The organism is Bradyrhizobium sp. LeoB3, from assembly GCF_055456055.1.
Genome location: NZ_JBVBEF010000152.1, coordinates 1 through 11,736, shown reverse-complemented (window position 1 = coordinate 11,736; position 11,736 = coordinate 1). Strand labels below are relative to the sequence as shown.

Below are 11,736 nucleotides of genomic sequence, written 5' to 3'. Positions count from 1 at the left end.
TCACTGCCGTAAGTGCGGTACTCAGGTCCATTCGTGGGCCGGGCTCTACAACTACGTGAGTTGGAAACCTGTCTCTCCAAGGATGCTCAGAAAAATCCGTACCCGGTAGCGACGTAGCTCCGCAGCTGGATTGGTTCGGCAAACAGGGCCTGTGAATAGTCGGCAACTGTCGCCGATTTGCGATTTTAAATCGGATCAAATCGCAGAATGAAACATTCAGTTCTCGTAGCACTAGTCGCCCGTTTTGTTGGCGCTCAAATGCTTGCACCAACCGCTTCGCTTGCCGAGTGCTGAAATGCAAAATCGAAGCATACAATGAAGACATTTTCATCACCACCTCGCCCGACACTAATCAGAACGACGGTCAGTACGCCCGGATCGGCATCTCACCCGGCATCGGCAATAGAGCCTTTGTTGTCGCCGATCGCATGGGGGCTGTCGCATTCGTGGAGCTGAATGCCGATGGCACACCGATCGGGCTGCTCACGGTTCAGAAGAATTTGCGCGTGATCAAATCAACTCAGTCAATCGATCCCTTCGGCGCTGTTCAGGCACCATCCCAAAGTGCGGGCGTGTGTACTCGATGCGCCGGGCTAAGGGCCTGTTTGCCCTAGCGCCGTCTTCGTGAGGCCCATATTCGCATCTGACCATGTGAGGGAACAAAACGATGGCCGCAGCGAGAAGGTAATGGGCACCGTAATTCCATTTCGCCGCCGGTCGAGATTGCCGATCGTCCTCTGTGCTATCACTGCCGCGGTGTTCGCCTTTGCCGCGACCATGGCATTCCTCAACTGGCGAAGCAGTCCCGGTCAAGAAGCGGCTAACGTCGAAATCATTCGCCCTGCGCCGAAGCTAGCCGGTCCAATCGAGGCGATTGACGGCGATACCGTGCGCATGGACGGCACCGTCTATCGATTGACGGGGTTCGATACGCCAGAGCGCGGTGACAAGGCGCAATGCGATGACGAGCGCCGCCGCGCCGAAGCTGCCACCGCACGACTCCGGATCCTTCTTAGCGGCGGCGATGCGCGCCTGGAGCGCGTCGCGTGCGCCTGCCGTCCGGGACAGGAGGGTACCCCGCATTGCAATTACGGGCGGCTGTGTGGATCGCTAACGGTCGGCGGGCGGGATGTCGGGCAAATCCTGATCGGTGAAGGTCTGGCACATCCCTACGTCTGCGGCGCGACGAGTTGCCCGAAACGTCGTGCTTGGTGCGGATAGCGGTACCAAAGCTTGCCGATTGCACTCCGCACATGTGAACAGCGGAAAGCAGGAGCGATTATGCAAACATGGGTTTTGGTTTTGATCGTTATCAGTACACTTGCGGGTAAGCCTGTGCCGGGCGGACCGGCTGGCATTACGTCGATACCCGGTTACGGTTCAATTGAAGCCTGTGAGGCGGCTGGCACAGCCCTAATTCAGAAAGAGGCCGCCGCTAGCGTGGCGCGCGATGCCAAGCGCCCACTTGGTGAGCAGGATCGCTATTTCGCGCAAATACAACCGTCCTGCATTCCCGGCCCCGTCGTGAAGTGAACCCCATTGCGAAGGGTGCTTCGGTAAGCGTCAATTACTGCGGGGGCCGCGCGACGGTGCGGTGCGATTCGCAATTTTTCATATCGCTCTAAATTATGTGCCGTCTCGTACACAATCCTCGATGCGCGTTATGGCAAACATGTGCGGCAGGTGAACTGAAGCGCGTGGGCTCGCGCTCAAAAATGCGAGAACCGCAAACATCACCATGATTGTCGACACGGCGCCGTGACAACGAATGCGCTAAACAAACGGTCATTGTTCGCCGATGACACATGCCCAATTTATTAGAATATACATCCACCGCTCGAAATCCTGCGGTGTCGTAATACGGCGGGGACATCGTTCAGCGGAAGTGCGCTTTGTGCCAAATCGCTGACGCGACGCAATGCACGATTTACGGCGATCTGATCAATGCTCTCGGAAGCTTTGTTCAGGACCTGTCAGGAAGATCGGGAGGTCATCTTCGGAGCGCTCTGAAGAGAGATGTCGATCCGCTGTTGGTGGTGGTCGATGGCGTGGTCCTTTGTCGGCGCTGACCGGGCTGCCCGGTCGATCAAGAAGTCGTCCAGCTTTTTGCCAGCTTGAATTAGCGGCCCAAGCCACCGGGGTAGCCTCCCACGGCCGGACCAGGTCTCCATTGGGTTCTTCGGATTTCGATACTTCGGAGAAACGGGAGGGTAAGCGCGTTTGTCGGTCCCATGAAGCTGACGGAGCTGTTGCTCGAGCTTGGTTTTTTCCGCTTGTAGTCTTCGAGCGAGTTCAAAGCTTACCTCATCATGGAGCTTCCATAGTTCATCCATGGACATCCATTTTAAGCGGTTCCCTCTCACAAACGCCTCCGATGGTCGCGGAACGTCGGTATTTGGCGGCACGCAAGTATTGGACTTGCAAGGGGTTCTCCGAGTGTTAAGCATAACATTAAACTAAAGCGTGTGGAAGGAAAGTTGTCCTGTAGGACAATGACCGGAAATGGTCCGGCAATCGGCGTCCCCTCCATCGGACGATTGATTTTCTTGATGACTGGGCTGGCCCGGCACTCCTCCTCTCATGCGTTCGATGGCGGTGCCTCACGTCATCGAGCACCGCCGTTGTGTACTCGATGGTACAAAAACAAAAGTGCAAAATCGAAATTTGTAAATATGCTCAAATGGTGCGGTCGCGCGTACCCCGCACACGCGATCCTCCCCAAAGGACCCGGACAACCGATGTCAGGAGATTGGAACGCGATGAGACCAACGCATCATGGGTCTCGCCGAAGGCAATCGCGCCGGGCGAATTTGCGTTGTTTTGGCGCAAACCGGACCTGGCGGGACCTAAAGGTCTCAGAAGGCGAGACGTTTCGGAAATGAAGAGGCCGCGAACTGAGGGGCCTTACTCTTCGTTGCGCCAGCCGCCTAAGAGAAAAACCTTGCGCGGCCTGCGCTTTGTCCCAACCTGCTTTTGGACATCAGTGAGGTCAACGCTATAGCGCCTCATCAGGAGTTTGACGGCTATCCCGATGATCAAGAACGGCGTCAGGTAGATCGCCAGCGTTTCAAGTGCCCACATGGTCTTCTCCCGGCACGAGAACGAATTAGGACACTAGTACCACAAACTAGGACACGAGGCTCGGAATGCTTAGGCCGTACCGGACGTTCACGGCCTGCCGCGCTGCTTGATCGCCCACAGCCGATAGGCTTGGTACTCGGAAAATAGTCGGATGACACTCGCCGGGCTCATCATTGCAATCCTTGGAGTGGCCTTCGTCTTTGGGGGTCATCCCGTTATTGCCGGGATGCTTCTGCTTCTGGCCTGGGGTGCTGATGGTGCTGGACGAAGACATGAAGTCTGGTTGAGCGAGTAGCGCGGTTGAAGGGCCGGTGCCGAGAGGTGCCGCGTCGCCTCCGTTGTGCCCGGCGCGTTATCCACCGCAATCTGTAGCGGCTTGCCGACGCTCTACCTCCGGCCGATGCTCGCGCGATGGGCACCAAACCACGCGAGACCATTTACGGCGGGTCGGTCCGGGCGGCGGCAGAGCGGGCGACGGAATTACGCAAGGAAGCCGACCGGCTCGCCTGCGAGGCGTGGAATAAAGTGCATGCTCGCCTTCAAGGGTCCGGCGCAGCCATCGCCCACCCTGGGCGATGCCCTCAATGCAGGTTACCTCTATCTTGAAGTCCGATGCCTCGGTTGCGACACCAATCAGACTGTCGCCCTGGACATCGTGCGGCGACCGAAGTCAACGCCGGTGCACGAGCTAGAGCGCTACATGCGGTGCAAGGACTGCTCGCAGTTGCGCGGCTATCCGTACAAGCGCAGCCATCTGGTCGCGCTGCGGGTGACGAAGATTTCGGCGAGCGATCCACCGTCAACATGGTGGCCGGGAGAGCGGTGAAGTCAGAGATCAAAATGAGCAAGGAGGAAGTGATGATCTACGTATCGCGCTTACGGTTCGCGGTCTTGGCGAGTGCAGCCTTTCTCTCTGGCACACCGGCGGTCGCGCAATCGACGTCCGTCAGCACCGAGTATTTGATGACGGTATACATACAAAAGGACCCGGCACTAGTTGCCGACCCCAACCTCGTGATCTCTCGCGACCAAACCGGTGGGTGGATAAAAGGTAGGGTGAGCGGGAGGATTTTGGAGCCATCTGGCGATTGGGTCACAAGACTTCCGGGCGATGTCGTGCGTCTCCGATTAGATGGCCGCGTAATCAATCGAGACCGACGAGCATGAGATAATCTACATGACCTACAACGGCAGGATGCACTGCGATAAGGAGAACGCAGTTCGGTTCCGCAAGGGTGAAGTGGTCAAGGCCGAAGACTGTTATCTGATCAGTTCTCCCACGTTCCAGACCAGGTCGGAGAAGTATTCTTGGCTCAACGACGTTCAGGCAGTGGGAAAGATGGTGGAGTACAAAAACGGCGATCATCTCATTTACGACCTCTTCGTCGTCAAATGAGTTCGCATTGAGAATAGCGAACTGTGCCTTCGTCTCCTTATGTGCAATCTGTATTCTATTACGACAAACCAAGCCGCGATCATCAACCTGTTTCGGGTGATCAACCGCTACGTCGGCAATCTTGCACCGATGCCCGGCGTCTTTCCGGACTACTCGGCTCCGGTCATCCGCAACACGGACGCGGGCACCGAGATGGTGCTAATGCGATGGGGCATGCCGCCGCCACCGCGCACGGGCGGCCCTCCGGTTCCCAACATCCGCAACACGTCGTCCCCGCACTGGCGAGGCTGGCTGAAGCCGGAAAACCGCTGCCTTATCCCGGCCAACAGCTTCGCCGAGTACGCGCCGGAACCGAACCCGGAGACCAAGAAGAAGGACGTGGTGTGGTTCGCACTCAACGATGACCGCCCGCTGTTCGCCTTCGCTGGCATCTGGACGACGTTCAACGGTGATCGCGGCACGAAGTCTAAGCCGGTGCCCGGACCACATCAGGTCTACGGCTTTCTGACGACTTGGTCGCGCCGATCCATCCAAAGGCCATGCCTGTGATCCTGACGACCGACGAGGAGCGTGACGTCTGGATGCGCGCGCCAAAGGACCTTGCAGAGCCCGCTGCCCGATGATGCGCTCACCATCGTCATGCGCGGAGCAGAGAAGGAAGATCGAATGGCCTCGAACCATGTTGCGGCGGCGGGTTCAAGATGACAGCGACTGCTGAGTAAAAGCGAGATCGAGAGGTTCCTGAAATCCTCTGAGGCTGAGGTACTTTGTATCTCAGGCGAATGGGGGGTCGGGAAGACCTATACGTGGCAAACCATTCTCGACCGGCTCCGCTCCAAACGCGAGATCGGATTGTCGCGGTATAGCTATGTTTCCCTGTTCGGCATCGCCTCTCTGGGGGCGTTGAAAACGTCCATTTTCGAGAACCTCGAATTCCTCGTGCCGCAGGGCAGCAGCGGATTTGATGCTCTACTTTCAGGCGGAAATTCGATCCTAAAGCAAGGCAAGCAATTTATCGGGATCGCTGGAGCGTTGCCCGTCGTTGGTGGAGCAATCGCTAAGGGGCAGCCGCTCTTATTTACAGCGGTACGCAATCAAGTCATCTGCATTGACGATTTGGAGCGCCGTGGCGCGGTCAGCGTGAAGGATGTGTTCGGGCTGATTTCCTATGTGCGTGAGCAGCGCACATGCAAGGTCGTGCTGCTACTCAACGAGACCCAGCTAAAGCAGGATGCGGAAGCGGCGAAAGAGTTTGAGAACTACTTCGAGACGGTAATCGACACCAAACTGGTGTTCGGGCCGAACGCTGCGGATGCGGTGTCAATCGCGATTGCTGGTAAGGATGACCTTTCGGTCTTGATGTCCGAACATTGCGTCAAATTGCGGATTTCCAACATCCGCGTGATTAAGAAGATAGAGCGACTCATACGGATGGTCGCGCCGCACCTTGAGTCATACGGACCAGCCCTGACGAAGCGAGCCGTGCACTCGCTGACGATGTTCGGCTGGTGTAAGTTCGACACGGGAGCCAAGCCGCCTCCGATGGACTACGTCAAGCAAAGTACGCTTGAGCGCTACATGACCCGCAGAGACGAAAAGACCTCGCCGAGTTCCGACGAATTGCGGTGGGACACCATTCTGGGCGAATACGACTGGGGTAGTTTGGATGAGTTTGACGTCGCATTGGCGCATTTCGTCGAGAGCAGCGTCCTTAACGTCGAAGAGATCGAAAAGAGCGCCGCTGAAACTCAAGTCAGGCAGAACCGAATGTCGAAAGCGCGATCGTTCGAGCAATCCTGGCGGCTCTTTCACGATGATTTTGCTGACAATGAAGAAGTGGTTTGCGACGCGCTGGTCGCGGGCTTTAGAGCCAACCTTGACGTGCTATCGCGCAGGAACTTGGATGAGGTCGTGTCAGTTCTACGCGAACTAGGCCGGAACGATACAGCCGATCGGCTAATCGACTTTGTCTCGGAGCAAGGAGGCGACGACTTCTGGGTGCACGATGATCCATTTGATCGCGCGGTAAACGAGCCGAGGATCACAGAAATTGCGGGCCAGAGAGCCGAAAAGGCGGCTCGAGCATTCGATTTCGAGACCGATCTAGTGCTAGCAGCGCAAAACATGGACCACAAGAAGCACGCGCAGTTGGCGTCAGTTCCGACGGAGCAATATCAATCACTCTTTGAGGCGCGCGAAGGCGAGTAGTTGAGGCGTTTAATTCTCCGCGCTCGACTATCGTCGGATCGTGAACGCAACTGACGATATGACTGCAATCGTTCGCAAAGCTGAAATGGCGTTACGCGCTATAGGGAAGAAATCGAAGTTGAATGAACTTCGAGTGCAAAAGTACGGCGTCGCAAAAATTGACGACGGTTGCGAGTAATGGCTTTTGTGCGATCGCTTGCTATCGCAGTGAGTGTGCTGCCTCAGACTTTGCCAACGCGGACGCCGACCTTATTGGGCGCGCCAGCATCATCGATGGCGACACGCTCGAAATCGATGGCACGCGCATACGGCTCTGGGGCATAGACGCGCTCGAAAGCAACCGGCTGTGCCAAGACGAGGACAGTCTACAATATCGTCAGCCGCTGCCATGACTCGGGCAGCGCCGCTAATGCCGGCTGTTAGCCACTAGACCGCATCAAAAAATGGGTCCAAGGACTGAGCCAATCGGTCCGCCATTTGCGTAGCGGTCGGCGTGGACTGCTTTTCGAGAGGCAGCGAGCCGAGAGAAATGACGGCCAGCCCAGTACAAGCGGCAAGAACGGCTATCGCAATCGCAGCCAGATATTCAATCCTCATAGCGACGGTCCCCTTTATCGTCCCATGAACTAACCGGGCACCCCCAGAACTGGTTCCCGAGGGCTATCCGTGTGTGTCCGTTTGACCATGGTTTTAAGACCCGACCGACCGAGTCTGGGTTCTCCGAATGGAACATCGCGTCGCTAACAAGGATCAAGGAACGAAAGCGCCTACTAGGCTTTAGAAAAAACATGAGACCGTCGCTCGCCGGTACTAACACGGCGCATGTCGCGGATAAAAGACCCGCTGTTCTCAAACCAGCGCTCGCGCAGATAGCTAAAAGCGGCGGTCTCCGGTTCCATTTGGACTAGCAGTCGTGGTCGCAAGCGGCAGGGGCTTCGAGAGGGGCAGGCGCTAGTCTCCGATGCGCTTTCTTACCCCAGTGAGGCTTCGTTATGCCGAACCGCATCGACATAGACCGCGCACATAGCCGAGCAATCGTTCGAGAGATTGGGGAGAGACTGCACGCGCACCTGAAACCAGAGCCGGAACTACCAGGGAACTTTAGAACACAAATCAACCGGCTCCGGGAATTGGAAGCGCAGTCACCATCAACCATTCCGGCCGCTCAGCGTTGGGACAAGCCTCGCCGGTGAGGCGCGCGCCTTGGGACCTAAGGCTCGGCCGAACATGGACGAGCAATGCCATCGGTGAAACGCCGGGCGTCAAAGCTTTTGCACGAGTACGGTGCCGCGCAATCTAAATTGATCGGCAAAACCGACGTCCTCACCGATGGAGCGGATCGGAAGGATTGCCTCCCTGGCGAATTCCGTTGGTGCTATACTCGACCAGGGTCGCACTGAGGGAGGCAGCGATGTCTGGCAAATCGCGATACGGCGGCAGTTTCGGCAGCGGTAGCAGACATTACACGACCGACACCGCGGCCGAGGAAACCAGAAGTACAGCGGCAACCACCGCCGCGAGGGTCGCGACCGACGCAGTCGTTCAGGCCTCGTGGGCACAGTACGTTCAGAACCTTGTGAGCGAGCAGATCGCGGTGATCCACGATGGGGTTATCGCGGGATTGCGCGAGGGCATCAACGAGCAGCTCGGCCGCCTGTTCGATGAGACCAACAAATTCCTTCGGCGCGAGTCGGATAGCAATTCAGCGAAACTGGAAACGGCGCTGGCCGACATCCGCGCGGCCAAGGCGGAAATGCGGGAAGAAATCCGAACCGAGCTTCGCGCCGAAGTCCGCGCCGAGATCGCAGAGCGGACGGCGCTGATCAAACAGCCTGTCGATGGCACAGCGGGTCCGCGCGGCGAAAAGGGTGAGCCCGGTTCGATGCCGGTGGTCGAGCCGTACATAGCAGGCCGCATCTATTATCGCAGTAGCGTGGTGGCCGATCAGACCGGCAGCTATCAGGCCAAGCGCGACACCGCGAAAGCGCCCGGTCCGGAGAGCGAAGACTGGACCTGCCTGGCGCGATCGGGCGCAGACGGCAAAGATGGTCGCGCATTCCGGCCTCGCGGCACCTATGATCCGAAAGGCAGGGACTATCGCCGGCTCGACGTCGTCATGCTCAACGGGTCCAGCTTTGTCGCGCTGGGTGACGATCCCGGCCCATGCCCCGGCGAAAACTGGCAACTGTTCGCTTCCGCAGGCAAGCGTGGCCAACAAGGCCTGAAGGGCGAGCGCGGTGAGCGCGGCCCCACAGGTCCGCTCGCGGTTGCGCCTCGCATCGCCAGCACCGAAATCGACGCCGGCTATAACTTGGTCATCCTCTACACGGACAACTCTTGCGACACCATTCCGCTTCGCCCGGCGTTCGAGCAATTCCAGATGGAGACCGGGCAAACATGAAGCGCGATGCAATCGAGCCTTTCCACCGCGATGACCTAAAGCGCGCCAGAGAACTAACTTATCTCCGCGCATCCGCAGAAGCCTATTTCCTCGTGGGCATCAAAGGCTGGAAGTTCGACCACGAGACGTTTCGCCTGACGCCGGTCCTACTCGACGGCAGCGACGGGCCGGTCGCGGAATTGCGCGAGATGTATGCGCACTTTGTCAGAGAGCACACGCGCAGAGCCGATTAATCTTGCCGATTTTATCATCGCTAACGTGCTCGTGCAGCGGTGACCTGAAGCAGCTCAATGTCCGCTTCACTCCAAAAGGGGCGGAAGTGCCGCACTGCCACAAAATGACGCGATGGGCCAGAAGGCGACAATCCAGGCGCGGGACCATTCTTGCTTTTACCCTCGCCCCCACATCGGCTAGACTGGTCGGACTGGCGGTATGGGGTGACCATGGACATCCCATCGATCACAAGACGGTTGGCTGCGATTCTGGCGGCAGATGTTGCTGGCTACAGCCGCCTCATGGAGGCGGACGAGGAAGCGACCCTGCGGACCTTGGACGCGTACCGTCGCGCGATATCCGATCTCATATCTGAACACGCCGGGCGCATTTTTGGGACCGCCGGAGACAGCGTGATTGCGGAATTCAGCAGCGCAGTGCAGGCCGTCCGCGCCGCGGTTGCGATCCAGCGCGCTCTCGATCGCCATAATGCCGATCTTCCCAACGACCGGAGGATGGAATTTCGAATTGGCATCAATCTCGGCGACGTGTTGGTGGACAGCGACAACCTGCTCGGCGACGGAGTAAACGTTGCTGCGCGGTTGGAGGGCGTCGCCGACCCGGGCGGAATTTGCATCTCTGGCGTGGTCCGCGATCAGATCGAAGGCAAGTTGAACTTTCCCCTTCTGTCAATCGGACAACGATCGTTGAAGAATATCAGTCGTCCGGTTTCGGTCTACTCTGTGGACTGGCGGCTCCAGCATCCGGCCGCCACCGGGATTTTGAGCGGCGAGCTTGCGCTTCCGGACAAGCCATCGATTGCGGTGCTCCCATTCTCGAACATGAGCGGTGATCCCGAGCAGGAGTATTTCGCGGATGGCATTACAGAAGACATCATTACTGCCCTGTCTCATCACCGATGGTTCTTTGTCATCGCGCGAAATTCGACGTTCGTCTACAAGGGGCGCCCCGTCGACGTGAAGCAGGTCGCTCGCGAACTTGGCGTTCGGTATATCCTCGAAGGAAGCGTAAGAAGATCCGGTCAGCGCGTGCGGATTACCGGCCAGCTGATTGAGGCGGAGACCGGCAATCATCTGTGGGCCGAGCGTTTCGATCGCGACATGGCCGACATCTTCGCTATCCAGGACGAGATCACCCAGAGCGTGGTCGGCTCGATTGAGCCAGAGATGTTGCTCATCGAAGGAAAACGAGCCTTTCGCAAGAGCGTGAAAAATTTGGATGCGTTCGATTGCTGCATGCGCGCGATGTGGCACTTTTCACAAAAGACCCCCGAGAACCAAGATCAGGCTATCACTCTGTTGCGGGAGGCCATCAGGCTTGATCCGACTCTCGCCCAGGCACACATGGCGCTTGCACGCACGCTGAACAGCCGGACATGGGAGGGCTGGACCGGCGATCTCGCAAACAATGCATCTGAGGCTCATGCGGCTGCGGCGCGCTCGGTCGCGATCGATGACCGCGACCCCTATTGCCACTACGCGTATAGCTGGACGAGTTTGGTGATGCGAATGCAGGCGCAGGCGCTTGCGGAGGCGCAGCGTTCGATCGACCTCAACCCGAATTTTGCGCTCGGTTTCCTCGCTCTCGGCTTGGTTCGGGTCTATATCGGAAACTTCAGAGAAGCTATCGATGCAATGCTGCGTAGCCTCCGTCTGAACCCGAACGATCCTCAAGCCGGCGCCTTTCTCGGCTTCGTCGCGCTGGCTCACTATCATCAGGAGAACTACGAGGAGGCGGTCCATTATGGCCAACTTGCAAACCGTCCGCGCCGGTTTTACCCAGGCCTCAGAACTCTGCTGGCAAGCCTCGGCCAACTTGGACGTATCGAGGAAGCCCGGCCGTTGCTAGATGATTTCCTTTCCCGGTCCGCGGACCCGCAGCAGCTTTTCGATGTTACTACCCCCTATCTTAACATGAAATACCGGGAGCACCTTGCAGAAGGCTTGCGTCGTGCAGGCCTAACTAACCTGCGGTGACAATCGTTCGGTCGAATGGCTGGTCGAACCTTCTCAACGTGACGGCTGTCTGCCCCGAGGGAGAAGCAGTCGTTGCGAGCCGCCTGCTCTGACAAAGCGAAAATCTGTCGGAGCCGAAGTCGCCTAAGGGTCAAGATCGTCGTCCTCTGCAATAGACGGCTGCCCGTCAACTTCCGCTATGCTTTGTTAGTGACCAAGATCACGCGGCGGTGAAATATGTCGCGAAGGGCCATCGGACTAAACCGCTCGCGCGGTAGGCCGCTGCGGCAAACAGGGTGGCCAAGCCGATAGCGCCAAGGGGCGTCCTGTCTTGAGATTGAGGGGTTGCAACAACCTCACCCAAGACAGGAGCATCCCCATGACCGACGAGGCAATGAGCCCGTTGCGCCGGCGCATGATCGAAGACATGACGATCCGCAAGTTCGCGCCGAAGACCCAAC

At 57.9% G+C, this 11,736-nt stretch carries 10 protein-coding genes and 2 pseudogenes; 10 read left to right on the top strand and 2 right to left on the bottom strand.

All coding sequences use genetic code 11. The annotated features are described in order from the left end of the window. The first annotated feature begins 287 nt into the window (after positions 1 to 287). Positions 288 to 614, top strand: a complete 327-nt coding sequence (locus ACZXDY_RS42370) for a hypothetical protein (protein ID WP_464349577.1) — start codon at positions 288 to 290, stop codon at positions 612 to 614. A 109-nt stretch (positions 615 to 723) separates the two neighbouring features. Next, positions 724 to 1,221: a thermonuclease family protein gene (locus tag ACZXDY_RS42365; protein WP_464349576.1), complete on the top strand. Its 498-nt coding sequence runs from the start codon at positions 724 to 726 to the stop codon at positions 1,219 to 1,221. Between the two features lie 752 nt (positions 1,222 to 1,973). On the opposite strand, the gene ACZXDY_RS42360 is transcribed toward ACZXDY_RS42365, so the two are convergent. Both ACZXDY_RS42360 and ACZXDY_RS42355 read right to left on the bottom strand, forming a co-directional pair. Next, positions 1,974 to 2,171 (bottom strand): H-NS family nucleoid-associated regulatory protein, encoded by a 198-nt coding sequence (locus ACZXDY_RS42360; protein ID WP_464349580.1) that lies wholly within the window; start codon positions 2,169 to 2,171, stop codon positions 1,974 to 1,976. 733 nt (positions 2,172 to 2,904) lie between these two features. After that, entirely contained in the window at positions 2,905 to 3,081 is a 177-nt protein-coding gene (locus ACZXDY_RS42355; protein ID WP_464349575.1) for a hypothetical protein, read from the bottom strand. A gap of 411 nt (positions 3,082 to 3,492) precedes the next feature. Here ACZXDY_RS42355 and ACZXDY_RS42350 point away from each other — a divergent pair. The 8 genes and pseudogenes from ACZXDY_RS42350 to ACZXDY_RS42315 all read left to right on the top strand — a co-directional run bounded on the left by ACZXDY_RS42350 (position 3,493) and on the right by ACZXDY_RS42315 (position 11,296). Continuing rightward, positions 3,493 to 3,907 (top strand): annotated as a pseudogene (locus tag ACZXDY_RS42350) (hypothetical protein). 321 nt (positions 3,908 to 4,228) lie between these two features. Further along, entirely contained in the window at positions 4,229 to 4,477 is a 249-nt protein-coding gene (locus ACZXDY_RS42345; protein ID WP_464349579.1) for a DUF3237 family protein, read from the top strand. Between the two features lie 39 nt (positions 4,478 to 4,516). Further along, positions 4,517 to 5,182 (top strand): annotated as a pseudogene (locus ACZXDY_RS42340) (SOS response-associated peptidase). 147 nt (positions 5,183 to 5,329) lie between these two features. Next, positions 5,330 to 6,685, top strand: coding sequence for a hypothetical protein (locus tag ACZXDY_RS42335; protein WP_464349574.1), 1,356 nt, complete (start codon positions 5,330 to 5,332; stop codon positions 6,683 to 6,685). A gap of 122 nt (positions 6,686 to 6,807) precedes the next feature. Beyond that, positions 6,808 to 7,077: a thermonuclease family protein gene (locus tag ACZXDY_RS42330; RefSeq protein ID WP_464349573.1), complete on the top strand. Its 270-nt coding sequence runs from the start codon at positions 6,808 to 6,810 to the stop codon at positions 7,075 to 7,077. 1,019 nt (positions 7,078 to 8,096) lie between these two features. Beyond that, positions 8,097 to 9,086 (top strand): hypothetical protein, encoded by a 990-nt coding sequence (locus ACZXDY_RS42325; RefSeq protein ID WP_464349572.1) that lies wholly within the window; start codon positions 8,097 to 8,099, stop codon positions 9,084 to 9,086. Next, positions 9,083 to 9,319: a hypothetical protein gene (locus ACZXDY_RS42320; protein WP_464349571.1), complete on the top strand. Its 237-nt coding sequence runs from the start codon at positions 9,083 to 9,085 to the stop codon at positions 9,317 to 9,319. Before ACZXDY_RS42325 ends, ACZXDY_RS42320 begins: the two co-directional genes overlap by 4 nt. Positions 9,320 to 9,529: 210 nt before the next feature. Beyond that, positions 9,530 to 11,296 carry an adenylate/guanylate cyclase domain-containing protein gene (locus ACZXDY_RS42315; protein WP_464349578.1) on the top strand — a complete coding sequence of 589 codons (1,767 nt, stop codon included), beginning with the start codon at positions 9,530 to 9,532 and terminating at the stop codon, positions 11,294 to 11,296. The last annotated feature ends 440 nt before the right edge of the window (positions 11,297 to 11,736 follow it).